At 67.3% G+C, this 26,946-nt stretch carries 27 protein-coding genes and 1 tRNA gene; 13 read left to right on the forward strand and 15 right to left on the reverse strand.

Annotation, left to right across the window (positions count from 1 at the left end):
- Positions 1-17: 17 nt before the first annotated feature.
- Together A3AG_RS0122690 and A3AG_RS0122695 are read right to left on the reverse strand one after the other, a co-directional pair.
- Complete coding sequence (locus A3AG_RS0122690; RefSeq protein WP_018007634.1) at positions 18-1,499, reverse strand: DHA2 family efflux MFS transporter permease subunit; 1,482 nt, start codon at positions 1,497-1,499, stop codon at positions 18-20.
- Positions 1,496-1,966 carry an SRPBCC family protein gene (locus A3AG_RS0122695; protein WP_026164412.1) on the reverse strand — a complete coding sequence of 157 codons (471 nt, stop codon included), beginning with the start codon at positions 1,964-1,966 and terminating at the stop codon, positions 1,496-1,498. Before A3AG_RS0122695 ends, A3AG_RS0122690 begins: the two co-directional genes overlap by 4 nt.
- Before the next feature lie 250 nt (positions 1,967-2,216).
- Between A3AG_RS0122695 and A3AG_RS0122700 the strand changes: the two genes are divergently transcribed.
- The 7 genes from A3AG_RS0122700 to A3AG_RS0122730 all read left to right on the forward strand — a co-directional run bounded on the left by A3AG_RS0122700 (position 2,217) and on the right by A3AG_RS0122730 (position 7,558).
- Positions 2,217-2,624: a VOC family protein gene (locus tag A3AG_RS0122700; RefSeq protein WP_018007636.1), complete on the forward strand. Its 408-nt coding sequence runs from the start codon at positions 2,217-2,219 to the stop codon at positions 2,622-2,624.
- A gap of 166 nt (positions 2,625-2,790) precedes the next feature.
- On the forward strand, positions 2,791-3,039 hold the full coding sequence (locus tag A3AG_RS0122705) for an AbrB/MazE/SpoVT family DNA-binding domain-containing protein (RefSeq protein ID WP_018007637.1): 249 nt from the start codon (positions 2,791-2,793) through the stop codon (positions 3,037-3,039).
- Entirely contained in the window at positions 3,033-3,353 is a 321-nt protein-coding gene (locus A3AG_RS0122710; protein ID WP_018007638.1) for a type II toxin-antitoxin system PemK/MazF family toxin, read from the forward strand. The genes A3AG_RS0122705 and A3AG_RS0122710 overlap by 7 nt, the downstream gene beginning before the upstream one ends.
- Before the next feature lie 202 nt (positions 3,354-3,555).
- Entirely contained in the window at positions 3,556-4,365 is an 810-nt protein-coding gene (locus A3AG_RS0122715) for a MetQ/NlpA family ABC transporter substrate-binding protein (RefSeq protein WP_018007639.1), read from the forward strand.
- Positions 4,366-4,481: 116 nt separating this feature from the next.
- A tRNA-Leu gene (locus A3AG_RS0122720) sits at positions 4,482-4,568 on the forward strand.
- A 466-nt stretch (positions 4,569-5,034) separates the two neighbouring features.
- Complete coding sequence (locus tag A3AG_RS0122725; RefSeq protein ID WP_018007640.1) at positions 5,035-6,606, forward strand: serine hydrolase; 1,572 nt, start codon at positions 5,035-5,037, stop codon at positions 6,604-6,606.
- A gap of 55 nt (positions 6,607-6,661) precedes the next feature.
- A complete protein-coding gene (locus tag A3AG_RS0122730) occupies positions 6,662-7,558 on the forward strand; it encodes a metal-dependent hydrolase (protein WP_026164413.1) in 897 nt (298 codons plus the stop codon).
- Positions 7,559-7,567: 9 nt separating this feature from the next.
- Here A3AG_RS0122730 and A3AG_RS0122735 read toward each other — a convergent pair whose 3' ends face one another.
- Positions 7,568-8,671: a mandelate racemase/muconate lactonizing enzyme family protein gene (locus tag A3AG_RS0122735; protein WP_018007642.1), complete on the reverse strand. Its 1,104-nt coding sequence runs from the start codon at positions 8,669-8,671 to the stop codon at positions 7,568-7,570.
- Positions 8,672-8,960: 289 nt separating this feature from the next.
- Between A3AG_RS0122735 and A3AG_RS0122740 the strand changes: the two genes are divergently transcribed.
- A complete protein-coding gene (locus A3AG_RS0122740) occupies positions 8,961-10,409 on the forward strand; it encodes a hypothetical protein (RefSeq protein WP_145987504.1) in 1,449 nt (482 codons plus the stop codon).
- A 100-nt stretch (positions 10,410-10,509) separates the two neighbouring features.
- Here A3AG_RS0122740 and A3AG_RS34615 read toward each other — a convergent pair whose 3' ends face one another.
- Together A3AG_RS34615 and A3AG_RS0122750 are read right to left on the reverse strand one after the other, a co-directional pair.
- Entirely contained in the window at positions 10,510-11,265 is a 756-nt protein-coding gene (locus A3AG_RS34615) for a helix-turn-helix transcriptional regulator (RefSeq protein WP_018007644.1), read from the reverse strand.
- Between the two features lie 167 nt (positions 11,266-11,432).
- Positions 11,433-11,915: a DUF1801 domain-containing protein gene (locus A3AG_RS0122750; protein ID WP_018007645.1), complete on the reverse strand. Its 483-nt coding sequence runs from the start codon at positions 11,913-11,915 to the stop codon at positions 11,433-11,435.
- A gap of 91 nt (positions 11,916-12,006) precedes the next feature.
- Between A3AG_RS0122750 and A3AG_RS0122755 the strand changes: the two genes are divergently transcribed.
- Complete coding sequence (locus A3AG_RS0122755) at positions 12,007-12,426, forward strand: DUF1801 domain-containing protein (protein WP_018007646.1); 420 nt, start codon at positions 12,007-12,009, stop codon at positions 12,424-12,426.
- Positions 12,427-12,438: 12 nt separating this feature from the next.
- Here A3AG_RS0122755 and A3AG_RS0122760 read toward each other — a convergent pair whose 3' ends face one another.
- Together A3AG_RS0122760 and A3AG_RS0122765 are read right to left on the reverse strand one after the other, a co-directional pair.
- Positions 12,439-13,425 (reverse strand): Bug family tripartite tricarboxylate transporter substrate binding protein, encoded by a 987-nt coding sequence (locus A3AG_RS0122760; RefSeq protein ID WP_018007647.1) that lies wholly within the window; start codon positions 13,423-13,425, stop codon positions 12,439-12,441.
- A 125-nt stretch (positions 13,426-13,550) separates the two neighbouring features.
- Positions 13,551-14,468 (reverse strand): LysR family transcriptional regulator, encoded by a 918-nt coding sequence (locus A3AG_RS0122765; RefSeq protein ID WP_018007648.1) that lies wholly within the window; start codon positions 14,466-14,468, stop codon positions 13,551-13,553.
- Between the two features lie 231 nt (positions 14,469-14,699).
- Between A3AG_RS0122765 and A3AG_RS0122770 the strand changes: the two genes are divergently transcribed.
- On the forward strand, positions 14,700-16,463 hold the full coding sequence (locus tag A3AG_RS0122770; RefSeq protein ID WP_018007649.1) for an ABC transporter ATP-binding protein/permease: 1,764 nt from the start codon (positions 14,700-14,702) through the stop codon (positions 16,461-16,463).
- A gap of 91 nt (positions 16,464-16,554) precedes the next feature.
- Positions 16,555-17,073, forward strand: a complete 519-nt coding sequence (locus tag A3AG_RS0122775) for a hypothetical protein (protein WP_018007650.1) — start codon at positions 16,555-16,557, stop codon at positions 17,071-17,073.
- A gap of 39 nt (positions 17,074-17,112) precedes the next feature.
- Here A3AG_RS0122775 and A3AG_RS0122780 read toward each other — a convergent pair whose 3' ends face one another.
- From A3AG_RS0122780 to A3AG_RS0122805, 6 genes are all read right to left on the reverse strand, one after another.
- The gene (locus A3AG_RS0122780; RefSeq protein ID WP_018007651.1) at positions 17,113-17,589 is read right to left on the reverse strand and encodes a ferritin-like domain-containing protein; all 477 of its coding nucleotides are present in this window, start codon (positions 17,587-17,589) and stop codon (positions 17,113-17,115) included.
- Between the two features lie 76 nt (positions 17,590-17,665).
- Entirely contained in the window at positions 17,666-18,097 is a 432-nt protein-coding gene (locus A3AG_RS0122785; RefSeq protein WP_018007652.1) for a universal stress protein, read from the reverse strand.
- Positions 18,098-18,282: 185 nt separating this feature from the next.
- Positions 18,283-19,026, reverse strand: coding sequence for an acetoacetyl-CoA reductase (phbB, locus tag A3AG_RS0122790; protein ID WP_018007653.1), 744 nt, complete (start codon positions 19,024-19,026; stop codon positions 18,283-18,285).
- 267 nt (positions 19,027-19,293) lie between these two features.
- Positions 19,294-19,851 (reverse strand): TIGR01841 family phasin PhaP3, encoded by a 558-nt coding sequence (gene phaP3, locus A3AG_RS0122795; RefSeq protein ID WP_018007654.1) that lies wholly within the window; start codon positions 19,849-19,851, stop codon positions 19,294-19,296.
- Between the two features lie 334 nt (positions 19,852-20,185).
- Positions 20,186-21,772, reverse strand: a complete 1,587-nt coding sequence (gene aceB / locus A3AG_RS0122800) for a malate synthase A (RefSeq protein ID WP_018007655.1) — start codon at positions 21,770-21,772, stop codon at positions 20,186-20,188.
- A 51-nt stretch (positions 21,773-21,823) separates the two neighbouring features.
- Positions 21,824-22,525, reverse strand: a complete 702-nt coding sequence (locus A3AG_RS0122805; protein WP_018007656.1) for a haloacid dehalogenase type II — start codon at positions 22,523-22,525, stop codon at positions 21,824-21,826.
- 288 nt (positions 22,526-22,813) lie between these two features.
- Here A3AG_RS0122805 and A3AG_RS0122810 point away from each other — a divergent pair, with 288 nt between their 5' ends.
- Positions 22,814-23,764: a LysR family transcriptional regulator gene (locus A3AG_RS0122810; RefSeq protein WP_018007657.1), complete on the forward strand. Its 951-nt coding sequence runs from the start codon at positions 22,814-22,816 to the stop codon at positions 23,762-23,764.
- Between the two features lie 169 nt (positions 23,765-23,933).
- A complete protein-coding gene (locus tag A3AG_RS0122815; protein ID WP_018007658.1) occupies positions 23,934-24,368 on the forward strand; it encodes a universal stress protein in 435 nt (144 codons plus the stop codon).
- Between the two features lie 82 nt (positions 24,369-24,450).
- Here A3AG_RS0122815 and loiP read toward each other — a convergent pair whose 3' ends face one another.
- Together loiP and aceA are read right to left on the reverse strand one after the other, a co-directional pair.
- Positions 24,451-25,212, reverse strand: coding sequence for a metalloprotease LoiP (loiP, locus tag A3AG_RS0122820; protein ID WP_026164414.1), 762 nt, complete (start codon positions 25,210-25,212; stop codon positions 24,451-24,453).
- A 269-nt stretch (positions 25,213-25,481) separates the two neighbouring features.
- The gene (gene aceA, locus A3AG_RS0122825; RefSeq protein WP_018007660.1) at positions 25,482-26,777 is read right to left on the reverse strand and encodes an isocitrate lyase; all 1,296 of its coding nucleotides are present in this window, start codon (positions 26,775-26,777) and stop codon (positions 25,482-25,484) included.
- Between the last annotated feature and the right edge of the window lie 169 nt (positions 26,778-26,946).

Raw genomic sequence — 26,946 nt, forward strand, 5'->3', positions numbered from 1 at the left:
GCGCCGGCGCAGGGGCTTCAGGCCGCCGGCGCCGGACGCGGCCGGATGCGCCAGGCCGCCAGCATGGCGCTGGCGATCACCACGCCGACCGCAAGGAAGGTTTCATCGAAGGCGCGGATGCGCGCCGCCTGGAGCGCGCTGTCGCCGGCCTGGCCCAGCAGTGCGCCATGCTCGGCCAGGCGCCACTGCAGCCCCACCCCCGCCAGGCTCACGCCGATGGCGCCGCCCAGTTGCCGCAGGAAGTTGATGCAGCTGGAACCCTGCGCGATCAGCGTGAAGTCCACGCCCCGCATCGCGCCCAGCGTCAGCGAAGGCAGGATGCAGCCCAGGCCGATCCGTCCCAGCACCGCCAGCGCCACCAGCACCAGGTAAGGCGTCGCGCGCGAGCCCAGTGCCAGCAGCAGGAACGACAACGACAGCAGCGCCAGCCCGAACGACACCTGGACATGCGGCGCGATCCGGTGCGTGAAACGCCCCGCCACCGCAATCGTCAGCGCCAGCATCACGCCCGCCGGGAACAGCACCAGGCCGGCGCGCGACGGCGTGTATTCCAGCGCCATCTGCATATAGACCGGCAACAGGTAGGTCGAGCCGAACAGGCCCGCGCCATAGATGAAGGCCACCACCGCCCCGGCCGCGAACTGACGGTAGCTGTACAGCCGCATATTCATCAGCGGGTACGCCGCGCGCAGCTGCCACATCACGAACGCCGCCAGCATCAGCACGCCGAAGCCCGACAGCGCCAGGCCCGCGGCGATGCTCTCGCGCAGCTCGACCACGCCGTTGAGCAGGCTGACCGTGGCAATGCCGGCCAGGCCCAGACCGCGCCAGTCGAGCGGCTGGCGCTCGCCCATCATGATCGAGTCCACCGCCATGAAGCGGCGCGCCATCAGCACCGCAAGCAGCGTCAGCGGCACCACCACGAAGAAGATCGAGCGCCAGCCGAAGGCCTCGACCAGGAAGCCGCCCAGGCTGGGCCCCAGCGCCGGCGCCAGCACCACGCCGAAGCCGAACATGCTGATCGCCTTGCCCTGCTCGCGCTCCTCGAAGACGCGCAGGATCAGGATATTGGGCAGCGGCTGCATGATGCCCGCGGCGATGCCCTCGGCCACGCGCATCGCGATCATCACGCCGTAGGTGGGCGAGAAACCGCCCAGCAGGCCGCCCGCGCCCAGCAGCAGCGACGCGCCCAGGAAGGTGCGCCGCAGCCCGTAGCGGTTCAGCAGCCAGGGGGTCAGCAGCATCGACAGCGTCATCGCGACCATGAAGCTGGCCGCGACCCATTGCGCGCGCTCCTGTCCCAGCACGAAATGCCGGCTCAGGTCGGGAATGGCCACATTGACGATGGTGGACGACACGATCGACGAGATCGTGCCCAGCATCAGCGTCGCCAGCACCAGCCAGCGCAGCCGCTCGCCATAGCGCGCGCGCAGCGACTGCCGGGTCGGCAGATCCGACCGCTGGCCGGAACCGTCCGGCGTGGCGGGGCCCTCGCTCACCCCAGCCGCCCGGTGTCGGCGATCTCGCGGATCTTGCGGACGGTGTCGATGTCGGCCGCGTGGTAGGCGGACTTGACGATCTCGGCGTAGCGGTCGTCGCCGCTGGCATCGACGGCCGGCATGGTGGTGTCGTAGATAAAGCGCAGCAGCAACGCGCCCGGCCCGGGCGTCTCGATCGCCATGGTCAGCGTGCCGCCGGCATGCTCGGCCGTGGCCGCGGTTTCATAGCGCACCAGCCGGCGCGGCTCGTAGACCACGTGATCCTCGATCGAGGCCTCGCCGAAATGCAGCACGCGGTCGAGCCAGTTGTCGCCCCGCCCCACCACTTCGGCGCGGTCCAGGCCCAGCACGAAAAGCTCGGGAGATTCGGCGCGCAGTACCAGGCCCTGCCACACCTGCTCGGCCGTCAGCGGTTCCAGCTGCGGGTTGCCCGGATCATTGATCTCCACCAAGTGCTCAAAACGCAACTTCACTCTCCCATTTGCGATAAGTCGATATTATGAAGTCTCCGCGTATTCGCGAGACCTTTTTGTCTGCGCACTGCAACATGGTCCGGGCCGGCTCCGGCCTTCCCACTCATATCGGCCAGGCTCGCGCCGGCTGGAGTCCTTCCCGCACCCACGCCGCACCCGGCCGAAACATCACTCCTGACAGCAGCTGTCAGGAGGGCCGGCGCACAATGCGGCCGCTTTCACACGGAACGCTGCAGGAGGGGTGATGGAGTTGCTGATCAATATCGATGTCGACGACCTGGCGCGCGGCATCGATTTCTACGCGCAAGGGCTGGGACTGCGGCTGGGCCGCAAGCTGTTCGACGGCATCGTCGCCGAAATGCTGGGCGGCAATGCCCCGATCTACCTGCTCACCAAGCCCGCGGGCACGCGCCCGACCACGCGCGCCGCGACCCGGCGCGACTATCGCCGCCACTGGACCCCGGTTCACCTCGATTTCGCCGTCGCCGACCTGGAGCAGGCCATCGAACGCGCGCTCGAGGCCGGCGCCGAGATCGAGGACTGGCCGCAGGAATTTGCCTGGGGCCGGCAGGCCACGCTGTCGGACCCGTTCGGGCACGGGCTGTGTTTTATCGAATGGAAGGGCCAGGGGTACGGGACGGCCGCCGGCTGAGCCGGCGGCTCCGCATGGCGCGGGCGTTTTCGGACAATTCGCCTGTTGCCAGCTGCGCCGGGATGTCACATTTCCATGCAGTGTCGTGCCTGCCTGTTTCCTTGATGCCGGTGGTGTAATAACATTGTGCTGACGCCAGTACTGGCCACACCATGAGCAACAAGACATGAAGGCAACGATCCGCAAGATGGGCAACTCGCAAGGCGTCCTGATCCCCAAGGCAATCCTGGCACAGCTGGGTCTGGAGAATGAAGTGGAAATGGAAATCGTGAACGACACGCTGGTGCTGCGCCGGCCCCGGCAGGCACCGCGGCAAGGCTGGGCCGAAGCCAGCCGGCAGATTGCCGCGGCCGGCGACGATACCCTGGTGCTGGGCGAGCTGCCCAACGCCGACGACGCGGAGCTGAAATGGTAGCGCGCGGCGACGTCTGGCTGGTCGCGCTCGACCCCGCCGTCGGCAGCGAGATCGAGAAGACACGCCCCTGTGTCATCCTGTCGCCGCCCGAGATGCACGACTACCTGCGCACGGTAACGGTGGCGCCGATGACCACCGGCAGCCGGCCGGCACCGTTTCGCATCCCGGTGACCTTCCAGCGCAAGACCGGCCTGATCCTGCTGGACCAGCTGCGCACCGTCGACAAGTCCCGGCTGGTAAAGCGCGCGGGCGGCCTGAGCGACCGCACCGTGGCCGAGACCTTGCGGACCTTGCGCGAAGTGTTTGCGGACTGAGCCGCGGCGTGGGGCATTTAATGCCGGCAGTCGGTCCCCACCTGGCTTCATAAGCTTATGAAAAAGAAATAGACGCCAGAATCGTCCGCGCCGCGCCATCCTGACGCAATTGCGTTAATCTGTGCCCTCGCTCCGGACAGGCGATCCCTGCCCTGCGATTGCCTCTCACTCGCCACACCACAACAAGATCTTCACCACTCCTATGCGCACGTCTTTCATCAAGCGTCTGGCGGCAGCAGTGTCCGCCGTGGGTTTTATCGCCGCCGGCAGTGCCTCGGCCCAGGAACAGACCATCCGTGTCGGCACGGTCAGCGGACCGGACGCCGAAGTCTGGCAAGTGGTCCAGAAGGTGGCCAAGCGCAATGGCCTTAACGTGAAGGTCGTCGAGTTCAACGACTACGTGCAGCCCAACGCCGCGCTCGACGCCGGCGACCTGGACGCCAACAGCTTCCAGCACCAGCCGTACCTGGACAGCCAGGTGAAGCAGCGCGGCTACAAGATGCAGAGCGTGGGCTACACCTATATCTCGCCGCTGGGCATTTACTCGAAGAACCTGAAGTCGCCCAAGGACCTGCCGCAAGGCGCCAAGGTGGCGGTGCCCAACGACCCCTCCAATGAAAACCGCGCGCTGCTGTTGCTGCAGGCGCAAGGCGTGATCAAGCTGAAGGCCGGCGCCGGCACCAACGGTTCCAATGCCACGCCGCTGGACGTGGCCGAGAACCCCAAGAAGCTGAAGATCGTGGAGCTTGACGCGGCCCAGCTGGCGCGCGCGCTGCCCGATGTCGGCGCCGCCGTGATCAACACCAACTATGCGCTCGCCGCCGGCCTGCAGCCGACCAGGGACGCGATCGCGCTGGAAAACATCCACAGCCCGTACGCCAACATCATCGTGGTGCGCACCCAGGACAAGGACAAGCCGTGGGTCAAGAAGCTGGTGGCCGCGTACCAGTCGGAAGACGTGCGACAGTTCATGAAGGCGCAGTTCAAGGGCGCGATGGTGCCGTCGTTCTGATTGCCGACGGGCGCCGCGACCGCTGCTGAGCGCGGTCGTCAAAGTTTTTTTGCACGGCGCCCGCGCAAGGGCTTGCAAATTCCGCCGCCTTCGGTAGAATTCGCGGCTCACCACCTGCCCAGGTGGCGGAATTGGTAGACGCACTAGGTTCAGGTCCTAGCGGTGGCAACACTGTGGAGGTTCGAGTCCTCTCCTGGGCACCAAAAGTTTAAAAAAGGATCTGCGCAAGCAGATCCTTTTTCATTTCCGCCCAGGAAGAAAAGCGCTTGAGCGCTTTTCGCGAGGACGAGAAGGGCTGCGCTTGCAAGCGCAGCCGGGGTCGCGCATGCGTGACCGAGTCCTCTCCTGGGCACCAAAAATTTAAAGAGGATCTGCGCAAGCAGATCCTTTTTCATTTTCGCCCAGGAAGAAAAGCGCTTGAGCGCTTTTCGCGAGGACGAGAAGGGTTGCGCTTGCAAGCGCAGCCGGGGTCGCGCTTTCGTGACCGAGTCCTCTCCTGGGCACCAGAGTTTCAGGCAAAGGCCCGCACGAAAGTGCGGGCCTTTTGCTTTTGCAGCGTCGAAACCTTTCTCTCTCTCCTTCACCGCCGGGCTATCGATCGCATACAGTAGTTCCATCCACAGGCCGCGGCCCGGCCACGCCTGTTCCGCCTCACAACGGAGAACTGCCGTGGGCAAACTGCAAGAGCGTCGCCGTTTCCTGGGAGCCGCGCTGGGCGGCCTGCTGGTCCCGGCGCTGCCGGCGTGCGGCGGCGACGACGACGAACCGCCCAAGCCCACGCCGCCCAAGCCCACGCCGCCCGAGCCGGTGCCGCCGGCGCAGATCACCCGGGCCATTGCCCAGCTCGACCAGCTGGTCGCGGACCTGATGGCCAGCTCGCGCGTGCCCGGCATGGCGGTCGCGGTGGTGCGCGGCAACCAGACCGTTTACGCCAAGGGCTTCGGCCGGCGGCTGGTGACCGACCCCGCGCCGGTCGATGCCGACACCGTGTTCCAGCTGGCCTCGGTGTCGAAGTCCATCGGCGCCACCGTGGTGGCGCGCCAGGTCGGGCGCGGCGGCATCGGCTGGGATACGCCGGTGCGCACGCACCTGCCCTGGTTCACGCTGGCCGATGCCGAGGTGTCGGCGGCCGTCACCATCGGCGATCTCTACGCCCACCGCTCCGGCCTGCCGGACCACGCCGGCGACCGTCTCGAGGACATGGGCTACGACCGCCAGCAAGTGCTGACGCGCCTGCGCTTCCTGCCGCTGCATCCGTTGCGCGCGGTCTACGCGTACACAAACTTCGGCATGACCGCCGCCGCCGAAGCGGTTGCCGTCGCCGCCGGCACCGACTGGGCCACGCTGTCGGAACAGGCGCTGTACCAACCGCTGGGCATGACGCGCACCAGCTCGCGTTTTGCCGACTATGCCGCGCGCGACAACCGCGCGGTCGGCCACGTCCGCGTCAACGGCAACTGGGTGCAGGGGACGGTGCGCATGCCCGATGCGCAATCGCCTGCGGGCGGCGTCAGTGCGTCGGTCAACGACATGGCCAAATGGCTGGCAATGCTGCTCGCCAAAGGCGAGTCCGGTGGGCAGCGGGTGGTCGACGCCGCCGCGCTGGCGCCGGCGCTGAGCCCGCAGATGCAGAGCAACCCGCCGGCCAACGGACGCCCCGCCGGCTACTATGGCTATGGCTTCAACGTCGGCACGACCGAACTGGGCCTGACTTCGCTCAACCACTCCGGCGCCTTCGCGCTGGGCGCCGCCACCAGCTTCATGGCGGTGCCGGAACTCGACCTGGCGATCGTCACGCTGACCAACGCGCAGCCCATCGGCGTGCCGGAAATCCTGAGCGCCCAGTTCTTCGACCTGGCGCAATACGGCGCCATCCGCCGCGACTGGGGCAAGATCTACGGCGATGCGCTGGCACCGCTGCTGGAGCCGGAAGGCCGGCTGGTGGGGCAGCCGCGCCCGGCCAATCCGCTGCCCGCGCGCGCGCTGTCGGCCTACACCGGCACCTACCGCAACGACTACTACGGTCCGCTGCAGGTCGCGGACCAGGGCGGCGGGCTGGTAATGACGCTGGGCGCAACGCCGCTGGTGCTGCCGCTGAACCACTGGGACGGCGATACCTTCACCTTCACGCTCGACAATGAAAACGCCATGCCGGGCACGATCTCGCAGGCCGCGTTTTTCAGCGACCGCGTGTGGCTGGAGTTCTATGACCACGAAGGCCTGGGCATGTTTGTGCGCTAGCGGTCCGGGTTGCGTTGCGTATCGATACGGCATCGATCCCTTGCGGAGGCACGACATGCCCGGACACCTTGCGAAGCGTCTCGCCGCCCTCACCACGCTCTGCGCCCTCGCCGCCCTCTCTTCCTTGCTCGGCGCCTGTGCCGCGCCGACGCCGCGGGCGGACGCGCCGCGTCCGGTTGCGACCGGCCAGCCCACCGCGGGCAAGGCCGAAGTGCTGTGGCTGGGCCAGTCCGCCACGCGCATCACCACGCCGGGCGGCAAGGTCATCGTGATCGACCCGTGGCTGACCAACAACCCGAAAACCCCGCCCGGTTTCAGGCAGTTGCCCGCGCTCGGCAAGGTCGACCTGATCCTGGTCACGCATGCCCACAACGACCACCTCGGCGATACCCCCGCCCTGGCCCGGCTGACCAACGCTCCGGTATACAACGGCGGCGGCCTGGGCCGGGCGCTGGTCAGCCTGGGCCTGGTGCCGGAGACGCAGGTGCAGCGCTTCGGCAAGAGCGGCACGGTGATGCCGTTCGGCCCCGCGGGGCCGAGGATCACGGCGGTGCATGCGGAACACTCGTCGGAACTGGCGCTGAAGAATCCGGCCACCGGCAAGGACGAAACCCACTACGGCGGCGAGCCGGTGGGCTACATCATCGAACTGGAGAACGGCTTCCGCATCTGGCACCTGGGCGATACCGGGCTGTTCGGCGACATGCGCCTGATCAGCGAGATCTACAAGCCGGATCTGGTGCTGATCCCGATTGGCGGGTATACCACCATGGGGCCGCGGGAGGCCGCGATCGCCGTGCGCGACCTGATCCGGCCCCGCTTCGCGATCCCGATCCACTACCAGGCCTCGCCGCAAGCGAGCGGCACGCCGGAAGAATTCAGGGCGGCGCTGGGCGCTGGTGCCGCCACCAGCGTGATCGTGCCGCAGCCGGGAGAGAAGGTCGACTTCTGAACGCCGGTGTCAGCCGATGCGGTAGCGACGGATCACTTCGGGATCCGGGTCGAGGCCCAGGCCCGGCCCGGCGGGTAGCGCGATCATGCCGTCGCGCGGCACCACGGCATTGCCAAGCACCTGTGCGGCCATGTCGAAGTACCGCCATTCGATCATGGCATCGGCGTCGCCCAGCGCCGCGGTGGCATGCATGGCGGCCAGCAGCCCGGGGCCGTCGTAGAAGGTATGGACCATCACCTGCGCGTTGTGCGCCCTGGCGAGGGCAAAGACATCGCGCAGGGCGCTGATGCCGCCCATCTTGGCCGGGCTGGGCTGCACCACATCGACGGCGCCGATGCGCAGCAGGTGCTCGAATTCCATCAGCGTGGTGGCATTCTCACCGGTGGCAAGCGGAATCGCGCAGCGCCGGCGCAGCGCCGCCAGTCCGGCGTAGTTCTCGGGCGGCCACAGCGGCTCTTCCAGCCACCGCAGCGACAACGGCTGCAGGGCGCGGGCCATGTCGATGGCCTGGTGCAGCGTCCACGGGCAGTTCGTATCCAGCGTGATTTCGATATCCGGGCCAGCGGCCGCGCGCGCGGTCCGGATCACGGCGAGGTCGACTTCGTGCAGCTTCAGGCTGCGGTAGCCGTCGGCGATGGCGCGCCTGACGTTGACCGCGATCGCTTCGGCGTCGGCATAGCGGATCAGGCTGGCGTAGGCCGGCAGCTGCCCGCGCCGCGCTCCGCCTAGCAGGCGGTAAACGGGCAGCCCGGCCGCCTTGCCGCACAGGTCCCACAGCGCGATATCGAGCGCCGAAAGCCCGTAGAACAAAGGCCCGCTGCGCCCGAACACATGGAAGCTGCGCTGCAGGTCGAGGCCGATCTCATTGATCTGGCTCGCGTCACGGCCGATGCAGGCCGGCGCCAGCATCTGCTCGATTGCCGCCCTGGCCGCCGGAACGCCGACGAAGCCGAAGGTTTCGCCCCAGCCGACCAGGCCGTCATCGGTGCTCACCTTGAGCAGCAGCGAGTCGGCGGCCTGCATGCCGGCCCCGCCCCAGACACCCGCGGCCGGCACGCCGCCGACCGTGAACGGAATGCGCAGGGCGATGGCTTCGATGCTGGCGATCTTCATGGCGCGCTCCTTCCGGCCGCGGCCGGTCCGGCGACGCCGGTGCCCGTGCCGCAGGACTTCAATATAGGCCAGAAGCCCGGCCCGGCATGAGCGCGCGCCGCCGCGCGTTGTGGCCACCCTGTGGAATCCCACAGGGTGGGCGCGCCGCCCTGCCCGCCTTTCCCTATTCTCGCCCGTGGCAATTCGCGCCAGCCCCAGGCGCCGCGTCCGCTGCGCCTCCACGGCGCCGCCATGCCGGCCCCGGCCGCGAATTGATCGTTGAAGAACAAAATCCGAAAGGGAAGACTCAATGCGTAAGACGATTTTGCTGATGGCGATTTGCGCGGCGCTGTCCGCGTGCGGCGGGGACGATAACAGCACGACACCGCAACCCAACTCCGGCAACCCTGGCACCCCGGGCACCCCCGGAACGCCGGGAACACCCGGCAACCCAGGCACGCCCGGCAATCCCGGTACCCCCACGCCGGCGGGCTGGACCGATCCGGCGCCCTTCACCGAGGCCGGCGCGGGCCAGGTCAACGTCGCCATCGATGCCGCGGGCAATGCCATCGCGGTCTGGATGCAGCTTGATGAGGGCACCGCCAACGAAAGCGTGCTGGCCAGCCGCTACGTGCCAGGTTCCGGCTGGAGCGCGCCGGTGGCGCTGGAAAACGACGCCGCCGGCGCCACCGACGGCCCGCAGATCGCGATGGACCGCGCCAGCGGCCGCGCCATGGTGGTGTGGGCGCAGCTGACCAGCGCGGGCGCCTACGACATCTGGGCCCGGCCCTTCGACCCGGCCACCGGCTGGGGCACGCTGGCGCGCATCGAGACCGGCGCCGGGCTGGCCGGGCAGCCGCAGGTCGGCATGGACACCAGTGGCAACGCGATCGCGGTGTGGAGCCAGCGCGACGGCCAGTTCGGCCCCTTCAAGATCGTCGCGAACCGCTACACCGCTGGCAGCGGCTGGGGCACGGAATCGACGTTCGCGACGCCCAATGACGCCAGCATCCAGAACCTGCGCCCGCAGCTTGCCGTGGCCGCTTCGGGCGAGGCGATTGCCGTGTGGGAACTGACCGACCTCGCCAGCAACGGCATCTGGACCAGCCGCTTCAGCGGCGGCAGCTGGGACGCACCGAGCGAGCTGGTGCGCGACGACAGCATCGACCGCTCGCTCGGCTATCCCGCCATCGCCATGGACGGCAGCGGCAATGCCACGCTGGTATGGGGGCAATCCGATGTCGCCAACGGCACCGTGGCCAGCACGCTGTACGCGCGGCGCTTTACCTCGGCCTGGCAGAGCCCGGTGGCGGTGGCGCCGCCGGTGGCCGAAGCCTTCATCAGCAAGGCCCGGCTGTCGGTCAATGCGCGCGGCGACGCCATGGTGGCCTGGGGCCGCAACGACAACACGCTGGTGGCCAGCGTGGCCCCGGCCAACGGCGACTGGGGCACCGCGACCGTGCTGCTCAATGCCAGCACGCGCACGCCGAGCCTGCCGGCGGTTGGCCTGGACGGCGCCGGCAACGGCTTTGTCGCCTGGACCCAGGCGCCCGAGGGCAGCGGCGTGGCCGACCTGTGGACCAACCGCTATGTGGCCGGCACCGGCTGGGGCACCGCTGCGCCGGGCGAGAGCTACGGCGACACCGCCGCGATTCCCGCGCTGGCGGTGAACGAGAAGGGCAATGCGGCGCTGGTCTGGAACCAGTGGAGCGACGCCGGCACCCGTATCGCCGGCCGCTACTACACGCCGGCCAACTGACGCGCGGTTGTCACGCTGATGGCCCGGGCCCCGCGGAGAGGTATTGCCCCGGGGCTCGTCCGCGTTAACGGCAGGCCGCCCGGTCAGCGCCGCGCCGGTCTCAGATGGAAAGCAGCCCCAGCGCTACCGCGCGCGCGCAGGTGGCCTGGCGCCCGCGCGTATTGAGCTTGTCCGCGGCAACGTTCAGGTGGAAGTAGACGGTGCTTTCGCTGATGCCGAGGATGGTGGAGATCTCCCACGTAGTCTTGCCGATCGCCGCCCAGTGCAGGATCTCGCGCTGGCGCCGGCTCAGCGCCGGGCGCGCGGCCTCGCCCTGCAGCCGCCGCAGCGCGGAATGCAGGCAATGCGCAAAGTAGCTCATCGGCGCCAGCGTGGTGCGCAGCGCGCGCAGGTCCGAGGTGGCATCGGTGGTCAGCGTCATGAAGGCCCAGTCGATCCCCGGCGTCCAAAGCGGAATGGTCAGGCCCGCGCTGAGCCCGTGCTCGCCCGCGCTGCGCAGCAGCTTGCGCGCGCTCTGCCCGATATCGCGGCGCGTGTGGTCGACTTCGCCCAGCGCATTCCACGACGTCGCCGGCATGCCCGCGCGCACGTGCGCCACGCGCGCGTCGCCATCCTCGTGCCGCTTCGCGCGCAGCGGCTCGTAGCGCGCCCGCGCCCAGTCCGCCGAGAAATCGTGGAAGCAGACGAAGTCGTTGTCGTCCTGCGGACCAAGCGCGGGCTGCTTCATGACGTAGGCATGGTGGTTGAAGCCCATGGCCCGGGCCGCGCGCAGCGCCACCCGTGCCACTTCCTGCGGCGTGCGTGCGTTCAGCACGGTCTCTGCGTATTGCCAGTCACGGAGCGGATCTACCTTCATGCAATCTCCGACAGGATGCGCGCCCGTCGCGGGTGCGATCGTGAAGACGCAGCCGTGCGGCAACTGGCCGCCGGCCGATGAAGCTTGCGAGGGTAGGCGAATTCCGCCGCGATGGAACGCCCCGTTCGGGGGAAGCGCTTCGCACCCGCGGGCCGCGCGGCGCCTGGCTAAGGCTTCCACCCCGGCAGCGCCGCGGCCTGCCGGATCCAGTGCGCCAGCAGCGCCTCGTCAAAGTGCTCGCCTTCGTGGAGATGGAAATAGCGCGTGTCCTTGTCCCGGGATTCGACCGGCGGCACCGGATCCAGCGCCATGCCGCGGAAAAACGCCACCTTGATGTAGCGGGTCATGCAATGGAAGCTGAGAAACCAGCCCTGCCCCGCCCGGCCATAGAACGGCGAATTCCAGCGCACCGCCTTGCTCACATCGGGCACGTTGCGCTCGATCAGCGCGTCCAGGCGCCGCCCCGCGTCCTGCTTCCAGCCCGGCATCGCCGCAATGTAGGCTTGCACCGGCGCATCGCCGTCGCCTTTCGGAATCTGCGGATTGCCGCCCGCCAGCAGCACCGGCTTGCCGGTGGCGGGCCGGGCGGCGGCCTTCTGCGCGGGCTTGCGCGCACCCCCTGGCGGGGTCCTGGACGTGCTGTTGGCCATGGCTGAACTCCCGTGGTTGACGGCCGGCGGCGAGGCCTTACCGAGCGGCTATGATAAGTCGGTCAGCCAGAACCTTGAGGAACGAGCATCGATGCATCCATCCGAACAGATCGACCAGCTGATCGCGGGCCTGGCCGACTGGCGCGGCCAGACCCTGGCCCGCCTGCGCAAGGCCATCCTCGCCGCCGACCGCGGCATCGTCGAGGAATGGAAATGGATGGGCAGCCCGGTATGGTCGCGCGACGGCATCATCGCCGTCGCCAACGCCCACAAGGCCAAGGTGAAGATTACCTTTACCAACGGCGCCAGCCTGCCCGACCCGGACCATCTCTTCAACGCCGGCCTGGGCGGCAACAAATGGCGCGCGATCGACCTGGCCGAGGGCGACAAGATCGACGCTCAAGCGCTCAAGGCCCTGGTCCGCGCCGCGATCGCGTTCAACCAGGCCAGGCCGGCAAAAAAAGCGCCGGCGCGTGCCCGGGCAAAGGCCAGCCAGCAAGAGGACGCGTGAAGCGCCGGGGGCTCAACTGCCCTCGATCTTGAAGCCGATGTCCTTGATGAACTGCCCCCAGCGCGCGTGGTCGGCACGGATCTGCGCGGCGAACGCATCGGGCGTGACCGCCTGCGGCGGCAGCACGCCCACGCCCGCCAGCCGCTTCTGGTAGGCGGGATCGGCCAGCACCTTGCGCACCGCCGCGGAGACCGCCTCCACGGTCTCGCGCGGCATCGCCTTGGGGCCAAACAGCGCGAAATAGCCGCTCAGCTGCTCCATCTCGGGGTAGCCCAGCTCGCGGAACGTGGGCGCGCCGGGGGCAAGCTCGGAGCGCTCCGGGATGGTGGTGGCCAGCACCTTGGTCTTGCCCGCCTGGTACAGCGGCACGCCGGTGGTCAGGCCATCGATCATCAGCGGCACCACGCCGCCCACCAGGTCCTGCGTGGCCGGTGCCGACCCCTTGTACAGCACCGGTTCCAGATTGGTGCCGGCGAGCCGGTTGAACAGCAGCGGGCCGAAGTGCGACGACGTGCCCGGACCGTACGAGGCCGAGTGGATCGGCTTGCCCGGATTCGCCTTGGCATAGGCGACCAGTTCCTTCAGCGTGTTGTACGGTGCGTCCTTGTTGGCGGCCAGCAGCACCGGCGCGCGGCCGAGTTCGGCCAGCGCGGTGAGGTCGGTCAAGGGATCGTAGGGCACGCGGTTGATATGCGCGCCCGAAGTAGCCGACGAGCCCAGCGTCACCAGCAGGGTCTGGCCGTCATTTTTGGCGCGGATCACGTCCTGCGTGGCGGGAATGGTGGCACCGCCGGGCTTGTTCTCCACCACCACCGGCTGCCCGGTCACGCGCGCGAGGTAGTCGGCGAACAGGCGTGCCACCACATCGGTGCCGCCCCCCGGCGGATAGGCCACCACCAGCCGGATGGCGCGCGCGGGCCATTGCTGGGCCAGCGCGTGCGGCGTCACGCCGGCCGCCACCGCGAGTGCCGCGGTGCCCAGGAACTGTCGACGATCCATAGATGAAGTCTCCGCGTTATCGTTGTGCGCCGCACCGGCGGCGGGTCTTTCATCTTAGTGAGTGTTCAGGCCGGGGACACGCCCGGGTTTCCACCATGCGTGGGCCGGGATCCCCGGCCGATGGCTCAGGCGGCGGCCCGCGGCGGCCCGAACCGTTCCGCGTAGATTCCCGCCACCCAGTCGACAAACACCCGCACGCGCGGCGCCAGCTGGCGGTGGAACGGGTACAGCGCCGACACCGGCAGGTCCGGGCATGGCCAGGCTGACAGCACCGGCACCAGCCGCCCCGCGCGCAAATGCTCTTCGACGCGGAAGCGCGGCACCTGGATCAGGCCGCAGCCGGCCAGCGCCGCACTGGTATAGCACTCGGCATCGCTGACCGAAATCCAGCCGCTGGCCCTGAACGCGCGCACCTCGCCATCGACGGTCAGCGTGAACGGATAGCGGCTGTCATGGTTGCGCGAAAAGAAGCCCACGCCGACGTGCCCGGCCAGCTCCGACGGATGCCGCGGCGTGCCGTGCGCCGCCAGGTATGCGGGGCTGGCGCACAGCACCTCGGGCAGCTCCGCCAGGCGCCTGGCCACCAGCGAGGAATCGCGCGGGCGCCCGGCGCGCACCACGCAATCGATGCCCTCCCCGATCAGGTCGACCAGGCGGTCGCCGCTGCTGATGACCAGGTCGATATGCGGGTAGCGCGCGCGGAACTCGCCGATGCGCGGCAGGATGATACGCGTGGCATGGGTGCCATGCAGGTCCAGCCGCAGCGTGCCGCGCGGGTCGGCCACCTGCGTGCTGAGCGAGGTTTCGGCGTCTTCCAGTGCCTGCAGCACCTGTTTGCCGCGCTCATAGAAGGCTTGCCCGTCCAGCGTCGGGCGCACTTGCCGCGTGGTGCGCTCCAGCAGCCGGGCACCGACGCGGGCCTCGAGCTCCTTGATCGCATGCGTGGCCGTGGCGCGCGGCATGTCCAGCGCGCTGGCGGCACGGGTGAAAGAGCCCAGTTCCACGATCCGGGTGAAGAGTTGCAGCGCGTCGAAGCGGTCCATCGGGGGCGGCCTGTACAGGGAAACGGTCACCCCGGATTGAAATCAGCTTCTGACAGCGCGTCAAGCCACGGCAGTTGTCCCGGCGTACATGCCCGGGGCGCGACCAAAAGCGCCGGGCATCGATTTTGCTGGCTATATTTCAATAGTCATTTTCCGCCGCCGCGCCTGTTCGCGATCGGACCGGTGCCGCCATGTGACGATAATGAAATCCGCTCGCCCCGGAGGTGGATCATGAGCGCCGTGCCCGAGCCGCAGGTGGCCGACCGCACTCCGGCCCCCGGCCAACGCCCCGCCACGTCGACCCGGCACGTCTGGACCCGCTTTTGGGTGATCGCCAAACCCTACTGGGTCTCGCAGGAACGATGGAAGGCCGCCGGGCTGCTGGTGGTGCTGGTCCTGCTGCTGCTGGGCCAGACCCAGGCCGAGGTGCTGATCAACGAGCAGACCGGCGAATTCACCTCGGCGCTGGCGGCGCGCGACGCCGACCGCTTCTGGGCCTCGATCCGCACCTGCCTGTATATCCTGATCGTCGCCATTCCCGTCTACGCGGTCTATTACTACATCCGCAACAAGCTGGGCCTGCACTGGCGGCGCTGGATGACCCATCATTACCTGGACGGGTATTTCAAGAACCGCATTTTCTACAAGCTGAATGCGGATGCCGGCATCGACAACCCCGACCAGCGCATCTCCGAGGACATCAACACCTTTACGCGGCAGTCGCTGTTCTTCCTGTCGATCGGCATCGGCGCGCTGCTGCAGCTGGTCGCGTTCAGCGCGGTGCTGTGGCTGATTTCCAGGGAGCTGGTCTATTTCCTGGTGGTGTACGCCATCGCCGGCACCTTCGTCTCGATCGCCTGTTTCGGGCGCGTGCTGATCGGCCTGAACTTCTACCAGCTCAAGCGCGAGGCCGATTTCCGCTTCAGCCTGATCCGCGTGCGCGAGAACGCCGAGTCGATCGCGTTCTACCGCGGCGAGCCGCAGGAGTCTTCCCACGTGCGCGGGCGCTTCGGCAAGGCGTTCCAGAACTTCGAGCGGCTCATCCGGTGGCAGCTCGGGCTGAACATGTTCCAGTATGGCTATGGCTTCCTGACCATCCTGCTGCCCAGCGCCATCGTGGCCGCGCGCGTGCTGGACGGCGAGCTCGAGGTCGGCAGCGCGATCCGCGCCGCGGGCGCCTTTGCCGCCGTGCTGAATGCGCTCACGGTGATCGTCGACAACTTTGAAGACCTGAGCCGGTTCGTGGCCGGGCTCGACCGCCTGGACACGTTCTCCAGCACCCTGACCGGCAAGAAGGCCAGCGCGCCGCGCGCGGCCAGCACCATCGAGTCCCGCCAGGATGCGGGGCTTGCGCTGGAGCACGTCACGCTGCAGACGCCCAACCAGGAGCGCACCCTGGTCACCGACCTGAGCGTGTCGATCAACCCGGGCGAGGGCCTGCTGATCGTCGGCGCCAGCGGCGGCGGCAAGAGTTCGCTGATGCGCGCGATCGCGGGACTGTGGGACAGCGGCAGCGGCCGCATCGCGCGGCCGTCGCCGCACGACATGCTGTTCCTGCCGCAGCACCCGTACATGGTGGTCGGCAGCCTGCGCAGCCAGCTGCTCTATCCCAACCATGTCGGGCGGCAGGTCGCCGATGGCGAGCTGCTGCAATTGCTGGATACCGTCAACCTGCGCGACATCGCCGGCCGCTTCGGCGGCCTGGACACCGAAGTGGACTGGAGCAAGGTGCTGTCGCTGGGCGAGCAGCAGCGCCTGACCATCGCGCGCGTGCTGCTGGCCAGGCCGCGCTATGTGATGCTGGACGAAGCCACCAGCGCCCTCGACATCAGCAACGAAGAGGCCCTGTACCAGTTGCTGGCCGGCTTGCAGGCCACCCTGGTCAGCGTCAGCCACCGGCCCACGCTGCTGAAGTACCACCACCAGGTGCTGGAACTTCCCGGCGATGGCACCTGGCGGCTGCATCCGGCAAAGGATTACCGCTTTGGCTGGTAATGGCCGGGACCCCGGCAGCGGCAAGCGCGCGCCCGCAGGCGTTGCGCTATGCTGAACGCATTCCCGTCCGCTGCCCTTACCGGAGATCCCCATGCGCCCTCGCCTGTCCGTCTGGCTGGCCGCCATCGCGGCAACCCTGCTGTGCGCCTGCGCGACCCTGCAGCCCGTGCAGACCGCGCAGAAGATGCTCGGCAGCCCGCAGAGCGCCGTGCGCGATACCTTCGGCGCGCCTTCCGAAACCTATCCGCTCGCCAATGGCACCAGCCGCTGGATCTATTCCAAGCAGCCGCTCGGCTTCGAGGTGTATGCCGCCGACTTCGACGCCAGCGGCAAGCTGACCGGCTTCCGCCAGATGCTGACCGAAAAGGAAATCTACGCCGCCCGCCCGGGCGTGTGGACCAAGCAGGACGTGGCCGAGCACTTCGGCCTGCCGCGCGAGCCGGTCGAGTACTACCCGATGATGAAACGCGAGGCGTGGTCGTACCGGCTCTACGCTGGCGCGTATCAGCCGGCGCACTTCAGCGCGTATTTCGACGAGCGCGGCGTGCTGGACCGCACCATGATCATCGTCGACGCGATCGGCGGGGATGCGCGCGACGGCAGCAAGTGAGCGGGCCCGCAACAGGCCGCAAGGCCACGGATGCCGGCCTTATGCCTGGTCGGCGCGTCTGGCAGGATCGGGAATCATGGGCGCGCCGGGCTTGCGCAGCATCTTCTCGACCTCGCCAGCGTGCAGCTCCTCGAGCTGGATCAGCTGGCGCGCATACTCTTCCAGCGCGACCGAGCGGCCCTCCACCAGGCTGAGCAGTTCCCGGTACAACGCCAGCGCCTGCTGCTCGGTGGCCAGCGACTCGCGCAGGATCGCGCCGATATCCTGGGTATGCGCGTCCAGCAGTTCGCCGATGCCGAGCGAGGGATAGGCGCCGAGGGTGGTGATCCATTCGCCGGCCTGCTGCGCATGCAGCAGCGACTCGTTGGCCTGCTCGCGCAGCCACGACACGATCGGGATGCGCCCGAAGCCGAAGATCAGGAACGAATAGTGCGTATAGCGCACCACGCCGGCGAGCTCGGCCTCGAGGATCCGATTGAGGACGCCGACTACCTTTTCCTGCTCGATGTCCGCCATGGCAGCACCTCCCTGCAATGGAGTCCGGCGGCAGGCCGCAGCGCGGACCTGCGCGCCCACGCCAACGCCCGCGCCTTCAGCGGTAGACCAGCACGGGCACCCGGCAGTGGGTCAGCACCTTCTGCGTTTCACTGCCGACCAGCAAGGCGTCCAGGCCCCTGCGGCCGTGCGACGCCATGAAGATCACGTCACAATCGTGCCTTGCCGCGGCGTCGATGATGCCCTTGTAGGGAACCGTTGCCGTCATGTCGGTGGCGCATGGCACGCCCGCCGCCCTGGCCGCGGCGACCACCTCTTCCAGCCGCGCCCGCGCCCGTTCGGCTTCCTGCTCTTCGAAGGCCTTGCGCCTGGGATGGCCGGCGTCGCCCGATGCCAGGTAGGGATACTCTTCCATGCAGGTATAGGCGGTGAGCCTGGCGCCATCGGTCTTGACAAAACCGATCGCCGCCTCCATCGCCTTCCTTGATAGTTCCGAGCCATCGGTGGCCAGCAAGATGTGCTTGAACACGATTCCCCTCCCCATGCGTTGGTTCGCGGCGCAGGTGTGGCGCCCCGCCGGTCAAGCTTCAGTATGGACAAGAATCCGGCTTGCGGCGGAATGCAACGCGGGCCAGCGGCCGCCTGGCCGCCGTACTTTGCGGCGTGGAGTTTGCGGGAGCGCCCAGCGGAGCCGGGGTCCCGGCCCCGACCGCCTTACTGCATGTGCTGCCCGCCGTTGATGGCGATATTGGAGCCGGTCACATAGGCCGCGTCCTCGGAGCACAGGTAGGCAACCAGCGCGGCGACTTCCTCCGGCTTGCCGACGCGGCCCACCGGGATCTGCGGCAGGATCTTGGTCTCCATGATCTCCCGGGGTACGGCGTTGACCATCTTGGTCGCCAGGTAGCCCGGCGAGACCGTGTTGACGGTCACGCCCTTGCGCGCCACTTCCAGCGCCAGCGACTTGGTGAAGCCGTGCATGCCGGCCTTGGCCGCGGCATAGTTGGTCTGGCCGAACGCGCCCTTGGAGCCGTTCACCGACGAGATATTGATGATGCGGCCCCAGCCGCGCTCGACCATGCCTTCGCACAGCGGCTTGGTCAGGTTGAACACCGAATCGAGGTTGGTCCGCATCACCGCATCCCAGTTCGGCTTGTCCATCTTTTTGAACGCCATGTCGCGCGTAATGCCGGCATTGTTCACCAGGATGTCGACGTGGCCGACGTCGGCGAGGATGCGCGCGGCGCAGGCCTGGCAGGCCTCATAGTCGGATACGTCGACCTCGTAGGCGCGCATCTCGCGGCCGCTCGCCGCCATCGTGGCCAGCCACTCCCCGGCGTTGGCATTGCCGGGCGAATGCGTCACCACCACGGCATGGCCGGCGTCGTGCAGCCGGATGCTGATGGCTTCGCCGAGTCCACCCATGCCACCTGTTACCAATGCGATTCTCTTCGTCATGCTGATTGCGTCGTTGTCGTGAGTTGAAAGACCCCTGCCTGGCAGGAAGGGACATTCCCCCGGTAGTCCCCGAGCAAGTCCCCGCCACCGTCGCGCAGGCAAAGCGCGGCCATGCCGGGCCGGATGGTGCCGGTCCCGGTGCGCATGGATGGGGCGGGAAAATTCGATGTCGCGGTGCCGCGGGCCAGGGAACGCGAGGTTCCCGGCCTGCAGCCCGGCGATCTTTGTTGAGCGCGCCGCCCGGTGCTGCCGGGCAGCGCCGTGCCGCTACGCCTTGGCGGCGCGGGGAGTCGCGTTCGCGGCCGTGGCCGACGCGGCCGCGGCGGTCTTGGCAAAGTTGGCCTTGGCGACTTCTGCGGTCTGCCTGGCGGCGTCCTGGAACGACTGATAGGTGCTGTTGGCCGCGGCAACGCCCGACTGCAGCAACGCGGTCAGCGCTTCCGAACCGGCCGGCGCGTTCTTCACGAAGGTGTCGACGAAAGCCTGGACATTGCGGTTGTGCTGTTCGTACTGGGCCTCGACGGCCTTGCTCAGCTCCGCCTGGGTGCTCGAGGCGATTTCGTAGACATGGCGGGCATACGCCACCGCCTTCTCGGCAGCCGGCTGGGCCAGGTTGCCCTGGGCCGCAAACACTTCGCGCAGGTCCTTGCCGGCCAGTACCGCTTCGACATTGACCTGGCCTTCGGCGAGCGTGGTCCTGAGGGCCTGCAGGTTCAGCTCGGTCAGCTTCTGGAAACCTTCAAACGCCGTGTTCGTCAGCGCGAACAAATGGCTCACGTTGGACTTCTGCGCCGCAGCAAATTGTTCGGGCGTAAAAGGTGACATGCAGATCTCCTGTGGATGGATCGGACGGAATGGCGCGCCAGCGCTGGCAATCGGTCGCCACAAAGCGTTCCGAGGGTGCCGCGCCGCCAATCTTGCAGCGCACCATGGAAACCGCATCCTAGAGTGTTTCCTCCAACTCAAACCCTAGGGATAAACCCAAAAAGTCTTGAAGACAGGACAATGAAAGTGCAGCATACATCTCTAATGTTACAACTAGTTACGCTGTGTTGCTGCACTGCATGACAGATGTAAGGCGGACTTAACAGGCCGTTGCGCGAAGAAGCAAAAAAAACCGCAGCCGAAGCTGCGGTTTCTGATGGCAGTGCCAGGCCGCTCAGACTTCTTCGTACAGCGGCAGCGTCAGGAACTCGGCAAAGTCCTCCGACGTCGACATCTGCTCGAAGATCTCGGCGGCGCGGTCATAGGTGCTGGTGTCGCCACCAACCAGTTCCTTGACCTTGCCCAGCTCTTCCGGAATCAGCTTGCGCACCAGCTCGGCCGTGACCTTGGTGCCGTCTTCCAGCTTGCCCTTGGGCGAGCGGATCCACTGCCACACCTGCGAGCGCGAGATCTCGGCGGTGGCGGCATCTTCCATCAGGTTGTGGATCGGCACGCAGCCGTTGCCGGCCAGCCAGGCGCCCAGGTAGTGGATGCCAACGTTGATGTTCATGCGCAGGCCATGCTCGGTGATCGGCGTTTCCGGCTGGAAGTTCAGCAGGTCGGCGCCCTTCACCTGCACGTCCGGACGCTGCTTCCCGAACTGGTTCGGCTTGTCACCCAGCACCGCCACGAATTCCTTCATGGCCGGCTCGACCAGGCCCGGGTGCGCCACCCAGCCGCCGTCGTAGCCGTCGGTGGCATCGCGGCGCTTGTCGCTGATGATGCCTTCCATGGCGATGGCGTTCTTTTCCGGATCGTTCTTGATCGGGATCAGCGCGCTCATGCCGCCGATCGCGGGCGCGCCGCGGTGGTGGCAGGTCTTGAGCAGCAGCAGCGCGTACGAGCGCATGAACGGCGCGGTCATGGTGACCTTGGCGCGGTCGGCCAGGCAGAAGTCCTTGTCGTTCTTGAACTTCTTGATGCACGAGAAGATGTAGTCCCAGCGGCCGGCGTTCAGGCCGGCGCTGTGCTCGCGCAGCTCATACAGGATTTCGTCCATCTCGAACGCGGCGAGGATGGTCTCGATCAGCACGGTGGCCTTGATGGTGCCTTGCGGCAGGCCGATCTCGTTCTGCGCCATCACGAAGATGTCGTTCCACAGGCGCGCTTCCAGATGGCTTTCCATCTTCGGCAGGTAGAAGAACGGGCCGGCGCCGCGGGCGATCTGCTCCTTGGCGTTGTGGAACAGGAACAGCGCGAAGTCGAAGATGCCGCCCGAGACGCGCTTGCCGTCGATGGTGACGTGCTTCTCGTCCAGGTGCCAGCCGCGCGGACGCACCTGCAGCGTGGCGATCTTGTCGTTGAGCTTGTATTGCTTGCCCTTCGATTCCAGCGTCAGCGTGCGGCGCACGGCGGCCTTCAGGTTGACCTGGCCCTGCAGCTGGTTGTGCCAGTTGGGGGTGTTGGAATCCTCGAAGTCGGTCATGTAGCTGTCAGCGCCCGAGTTGAAGGCGTTGATCACCATCTTGGCTTCGACCGGGCCGGTGATTTCCACGCGGCGGCATTCCAGCGCCTTGGGCACCGGCGCAACCTTCCAGTCGCCTTCGCGGATGCTCCTGGTTTCCGGCAGGAAATCGGGCACTTCGCCGGCGTCCAGGCGCCTGGCGCGCGCCACGCGCGCGGCCAGCAGTTCCTGACGGCGCGGCTCGAAGGCGCGGTGCAGCTTGTCTACCAGGGCCAGGGCTTCCGGCGTGAGGATATCTTCGTAGGCCGGCAGGATTTCGCCGGTAATCTTCATGCCCGCGGGCAGCGTGATAGCCATCTGTATTCTCCTGTTAAACGATAGCGATAGCTTTGGTTCTTGGGCGTCCTGCTATGCCGCCACGCCACGGGCGCGGACGAATTCGAGCAGGTCGTTCATGTCGTGCCCGGTGCCGGCGGGGGCGACATCGAGCCGCTCCGCCGGGTGGCCGGCACGGTTGATCCAGAAAGTGGTGTAGCCATACCAGGTGGCGCCGCAGGCGTCCCAGCCGTTGGACGAGACGAACAGCATCTCCTGCGCCTCCAGGCCGAAGGCCAGCGGCCCGAGCGCATAGGCGGCCGGCGCGGTCTTGTACTGGCGCACCGCATCGACCGACAGCACATGGTCGAACAGCCCGTGCATGCCGGCGCTCTTGACCGAGATGTCGAGCATTTCCGCGTTGCCGTTGGACAGGATGCCCAGCGGCAGCCCCGCCTTGCGCAGGCGCTTGAGCGCGCCCAGGTTCTCCGGGAACGCCGACAGGCACGCGTATTCCTTCAGCAGCTGCGCCTCGGCGGCTTCGTCCAGCGGCAGGCCCAGGCGCTCGGCGGCGTAGCGCAGCGCGTCCACGGTGATGGCCCAGAACGGCTTGTAGTGCGCGCCATCGGGCGCGGCCATGGTGCGGATGCGCGTGTAGTCGATCTGGCGGTCGCGCCACAGCAGCGCCAGCGCCTCGCCGCGTCCCGGGAACAGCTGCTCCGCGCGCGCGGTGACGGAATACACGTCGAACAGCGTGCCATAGGCATCGAAGACGACGGCGCGGATCTTGTTCATGGGAACCTGGACAACCTGCGGTACGGGGCGACTGGGTGAGCGGCGGCCAGACCACAGCTGCGTGGCTCTGTACACCATTGAATGCATCGAATTGTAGGGAGACGCTGCAGTGCGGCAAAGTGGCCGTCGGTCACTTGATCTTTTACTTTTACCCATCTAATCTTGGCTCACTAAAACAAGACTCCGCACCAAATCCTCTCCACTGGTGACCAAAGGCCCGCCCGGCACCCGGCGCGTGGCCAGCGCGGCACCCCGCGGGACTTCCCGCGCATCTCAGGCAAAACATTCGTGGACCATTTCAAACAACTGGAGACCTTTGTATCCGTCGCCTCGCGCGGCAGCCTGTCCGCCGCCGCCGCGGCCGAGGGCGTGGCACCCGCGATCATCGGCCGGCGCATCGATGCCCTGGAAGAGCGGCTGGGCGTCAAGCTGCTGGTACGGACCACGCGCAAGATCAGCCTGACTTTCGAGGGCTCGGCCTTCCTGGAGGATTGCCAGCGCATCCTGAACGACCTGCACAACGCCGAGGCCAGCGTCTCGGCCGGCGGCGTCAAGGCCAGCGGCCACCTGCGCGTGACCGCGCCGGCCGGCTATGGACGCAAGCACGTGGCGCCGCTGGTGCCGTTGTTCATCGAGTCGCACCCGGACGTGTCGATCACCCTTGACCTGTCCGACCGCGTGGTCGACCTGGTCAACGAAGGCTTCGACTGCGCCATCCGCCTGGGCGACCTGCCCGATTCCAGCCTGGTGTCGATCCGGCTGGCCGAAACCCGCCGCGTGGTGGTGGCCGCGCCGGAATACCTGGCGCGCGCCGGGCGCCCGAACACGCCGGAGGACCTGCAGCGGCATAACTGCCTGGCCTTCGGCGCCAGCGCCAACATGCAGCGCGGCTGGGTGTTCCAGGAAGAAGGCCGCGCCGTGACCGTGAAGGTGGGCGGCACCATGGAGTGCAGCGACGGCGCGGTGCTGCACGAGTGGTGCCTCCAGGGCAACGGGCTGGCCTGGCGCTCGTGGTGGGAAGTCGGCAGCGAGATTGCCAGCGGGCGGCTGGTGACGGTGCTGGACGAGTTCCAGGCGCCGCCGATCGGCATCCATGCGGTGTTCCCGCAGCGCAAGCACCTGCCGCTGCGCGTGCGGCTGTTTATCGACCACCTGAAGAACACCTACGGCAACCCGTCCTACTGGCGGCGCGCCGAGCAGGCCGCGGCGCTGCCCGCGGCGGAAGTGCTGGCGGACTGAATCCCCGGGGCGTGCCGCAGAGCCATCCGGATGACATTGACATTACGCAATGACCTTCTCGGCACACTGACTACAATGGACTCAAGACAGGCGTTGCCCGGCGCCGCGGCCATGCCGCAACCGGCCGGCAAGCGCCCTGCCCCGACCCTAGTCAGCAAAGGAGCCCCGCATGTTCCAACATATCCTGCTTCCCACCGACGGCTCGGAACTCTCCAAGAAGGCCATCAACGGCGGACTGGAGCTCGCCAAGGCCATCGGCGCACGCGTCACGGCCTATGTCTGCCTGGAGGAATACCCGTACACGCCGTTCAGCGAGATCGTGGTCGAGGCCCCGCAGGCGTTCAAGGACCGCATCGAAAACCAGGCCAGGCTATATCTGAAAGAAGTCGAAAACCTGGCCACGGCGGCCGGCGTGACCTTCGACGCCGACATGTCGACCTTTGCCGTGCCCTACCTCGGCATCATCGACGCCGCCGAGCGCCACGGCTGCGACGTGATCTTCATGGCCTCGCACGGCCGGCGCGGGCTGTCCGGCCTGCTGCTCGGCAGCGAGACGCAAAAGGTGCTGACGCATACCGACATTCCGGTGATCGTCTACCGCTGAGTCCCGGGCGCAGCGCGCGCCAAAGCAAAACCGCCCGCACCGGCATGACCGGAGCGGGCGGTTTTTTGCTGGCTTAGGCGGCTTACGACGCCTTGCTCATGCGCTGCTCGATGTGCTTGGCGCGGTCTTCCGAGCCCGGGTGCGACGAGAACATGCTGGACTTGCCGCCGTCGAGCTTGGCCAGCTTCTGGAACGCCGTGACCAGGCCCTTGGTGCTGGACTTGTTCTTGGTCAGCAGGTCGAACGAATAGTCGTCCGCCGCGGTTTCCTGTGACTGCGAGAACTGCGCGTTGATCAGCTTCTCGCCCAGTTCGCCCAGCTGCGATTGCGACAGCGCCGCCACCGCGCCATTGCCGGCCGACGCCGCCGCGCCGCGCGCCGCGGTGGCGGTGTAGGCCACCTGCATGGCCTTCTTGGTGTGGCCCAGCGCCACGTGGCCCAGCTCGTGGCCCAGCACGCCGCGCACCTCGTCGTCGGTCATCATGTCCATCAGGCCGCTGTAGACGCGCACGCAGCCGTTGGCCATGGCCCAGGCGTTGACGTCCTTGGTCATGTAGACCTTGGCATTGACGTTGGGCACGTCGCTGTTCTTCAGCCCGCTCATGATCTTGACCAGGCGCTTGCTGTAGGTGCTGTTGGCAGCGGCGATCTTGTTGGTCTTGTCCGATTCCGCGCAAGCCTGGTCCGACAGGCTCTTGACGTCGGCGTCCGACAGCGTGGCAGCCTTGGCCAGCGAGGTGCCGGCGCTCAGCATGCCGTCGACATTGGTGGGCATGCCGCCGGAACAGCCGGCCAGCAGTGCCGCCGCGACGGCGCAGGAAGCGAGCGAGAGAGTTGCTTTCATGATGTTGTTCTGGGTGGAGTGGCTCGGAGGTGCCGATAAAGGCCCCGGCACTTTAAGCCATCTGCCCGCGCGAGGGAATCACCCAAATGCTGCAAGCCGTCAAAAATGACAATTTGTTGCATTTGGACAATCTTCCAGATCGAAGGGGCAAAAAAAATCGCGCCGTCCCTGAGAGAGAGAACGGCGCGTCGCCTAAAAGAGAGAGCGTGATGGTCGCACGCCCTCCCGATCCCGCCGGACCCACGAGCCGGCGGGAGTGACCAGGAGAGTCAGGCCACTTTCTTGTCTTCGAAGAACTGCTCGTCTTCGGTCGAACCCTTCAACGCGGTCGTCGACGACTGGCCGCCTTCGATGGTCTGGGTCACGGCGTCGAAGTAGCCGGTGCCGACCTCGCGCTGGTGCTTGACCGCGGTAAAGCCCTTCTCGGCGGCCTTGAACTCGGCTTCCTGCAGTTCGACGAACGCGCTCATCTGGTTGCGGGCGTAGCCATAGGCCAGGTTGAACATCGAGTAGTTCAGCGAATGGAAACCGGCCAGCGTGATGAACTGGAACTTGTAGCCCATCGCGCCCAGTTCGCGCTGGAACCTGGCGATGGTGGCGTCGTCCAGGTTCTTCTTCCAGTTGAACGACGGCGAGCAGTTGTAGGCCAGCATCTTGCCCGGGAAGCGGGCGTGCACGGCCTCGGCAAACTTCTTGGCGAATTCCAGGTCGGGCTTGCCGGTTTCGCACCACACCAGATCGGCCACCTCGGCGTAGGCCAGCGCGCGCGCAATCGACTGCTCCAGGCCGTTGCGGACGCGGTAGAAGCCTTCGACGGTGCGCTCGCCGGTGCAGAACGGCTTGTCGTTGTCGTCGATGTCCGAGGTCAGCAGGTCGGCGGCCTCGGCGTCGGTGCGGGCGATCACCAGGGTCGGCACGCCCGAGACGTCGGCGGCCAGGCGCGCGGCGGTCAGCTTGGCGACGGCTTCGCGGGTTGGCACCAGCACCTTGCCGCCCATGTGACCGCACTTCTTCACCGAAGCGAGCTGGTCTTCGAAGTGCACGCCGGCGGCGCCCGCCTCGATCATCGCCTTCATCAGTTCGAAGGCATTCAGCACGCCGCCGAAGCCGGCTTCCGCGTCGGCGACGATGGGGGCAAAGAAGTCGGTGTCGCCCGAGCCTTCGCTCCACTGGATCTGGTCGGCGCGCTGGAAGGTGTTGTTGATGCGCTTGACTACTTGCGGCACCGAGTTGGCCGGATAGAGCGACTGGTCGGGATACATCTCGCCGGCCAGGTTGGCGTCGCCGGCAACCTGCCAGCCCGACAGGTAGATCGCCTTGAGGCCCGCCTTGACCTGTTGCAGGGCCTGGTTGCCGGTAAGCGCGCCGAGCGAGTTGACGAACGGCTCGGTGTGCAGCAGGTGCCAGAGCTTGTCGGCACCGCGGCGCGCCAGGGTGTGCTCGACCTGAACCGAACCGCGCAGGCGCACCACATCTGCGGCGGTGAAATTACGCTTGATGCCCTTCCAGCGCGGATTGGTCTCCCAGTCTTTCTGCAGGGCCTGGATCTGCTCTTGGCGGTTCATGGTCGCTCTCCTGAACGTGGATTGGGGATGGCTGAGAATCTCGTGCTCACCGTGACCCGGGGCCGCGTCGTCGCGTCGCCGCTGCGTTGGCCGCTGTTGCGGCACCCGATGTCCTGTGTCTTATATAAGAGTGTAGAGAACGCTACCGCGTTGCAACAAGCCCGCGACC

The sequence above is a fragment of the Cupriavidus neocaledonicus genome (assembly GCF_000372525.1).
In the GTDB taxonomy this organism is placed as follows: Bacteria; Pseudomonadota; Gammaproteobacteria; order Burkholderiales; family Burkholderiaceae; genus Cupriavidus; species Cupriavidus neocaledonicus.

Bases quoted from the DNA above. Each gene is read 5' to 3' on its own strand.
- A3AG_RS0122700 (WP_018007636.1), top strand. From the start codon at position 2,217: ATGGAGTTGCTGATCAATATCGATGTCGACGACCTGGCGCGCGGCATC.
- A3AG_RS0122705 (WP_018007637.1), top strand. From the start codon at position 2,791: ATGAAGGCAACGATCCGCAAGATGGGCAACTCGCAAGGCGTCCTGATC.
- A3AG_RS0122710 (WP_018007638.1), top strand. From the start codon at position 3,033: ATGGTAGCGCGCGGCGACGTCTGGCTGGTCGCGCTCGACCCCGCCGTC.
- A3AG_RS0122715 (WP_018007639.1), top strand. From the start codon at position 3,556: ATGCGCACGTCTTTCATCAAGCGTCTGGCGGCAGCAGTGTCCGCCGTG.
- A3AG_RS0122730 (WP_026164413.1), top strand. From the start codon at position 6,662: ATGCCCGGACACCTTGCGAAGCGTCTCGCCGCCCTCACCACGCTCTGC.
- A3AG_RS0122735 (WP_018007642.1), bottom strand. From the start codon at position 8,671: ATGAAGATCGCCAGCATCGAAGCCATCGCCCTGCGCATTCCGTTCACG.
- A3AG_RS0122740 (WP_145987504.1), top strand. From the start codon at position 8,961: ATGCGTAAGACGATTTTGCTGATGGCGATTTGCGCGGCGCTGTCCGCG.
- A3AG_RS34615 (WP_018007644.1), bottom strand. From the start codon at position 11,265: ATGAAGGTAGATCCGCTCCGTGACTGGCAATACGCAGAGACCGTGCTG.
- A3AG_RS0122750 (WP_018007645.1), bottom strand. From the start codon at position 11,915: ATGGCCAACAGCACGTCCAGGACCCCGCCAGGGGGTGCGCGCAAGCCC.
- A3AG_RS0122755 (WP_018007646.1), top strand. From the start codon at position 12,007: ATGCATCCATCCGAACAGATCGACCAGCTGATCGCGGGCCTGGCCGAC.
- A3AG_RS0122760 (WP_018007647.1), bottom strand. From the start codon at position 13,425: ATGGATCGTCGACAGTTCCTGGGCACCGCGGCACTCGCGGTGGCGGCC.
- A3AG_RS0122765 (WP_018007648.1), bottom strand. From the start codon at position 14,468: ATGGACCGCTTCGACGCGCTGCAACTCTTCACCCGGATCGTGGAACTG.
- A3AG_RS0122770 (WP_018007649.1), top strand. From the start codon at position 14,700: ATGAGCGCCGTGCCCGAGCCGCAGGTGGCCGACCGCACTCCGGCCCCC.
- A3AG_RS0122775 (WP_018007650.1), top strand. From the start codon at position 16,555: ATGCGCCCTCGCCTGTCCGTCTGGCTGGCCGCCATCGCGGCAACCCTG.
- A3AG_RS0122780 (WP_018007651.1), bottom strand. From the start codon at position 17,589: ATGGCGGACATCGAGCAGGAAAAGGTAGTCGGCGTCCTCAATCGGATC.
- phbB (WP_018007653.1), bottom strand. From the start codon at position 19,026: ATGACGAAGAGAATCGCATTGGTAACAGGTGGCATGGGTGGACTCGGC.
- phaP3 (WP_018007654.1), bottom strand. From the start codon at position 19,851: ATGTCACCTTTTACGCCCGAACAATTTGCTGCGGCGCAGAAGTCCAAC.
- aceB (WP_018007655.1), bottom strand. From the start codon at position 21,772: ATGGCTATCACGCTGCCCGCGGGCATGAAGATTACCGGCGAAATCCTG.
- A3AG_RS0122805 (WP_018007656.1), bottom strand. From the start codon at position 22,525: ATGAACAAGATCCGCGCCGTCGTCTTCGATGCCTATGGCACGCTGTTC.
- A3AG_RS0122815 (WP_018007658.1), top strand. From the start codon at position 23,934: ATGTTCCAACATATCCTGCTTCCCACCGACGGCTCGGAACTCTCCAAG.
- loiP (WP_026164414.1), bottom strand. From the start codon at position 25,212: ATGAAAGCAACTCTCTCGCTCGCTTCCTGCGCCGTCGCGGCGGCACTG.
- aceA (WP_018007660.1), bottom strand. From the start codon at position 26,777: ATGAACCGCCAAGAGCAGATCCAGGCCCTGCAGAAAGACTGGGAGACC.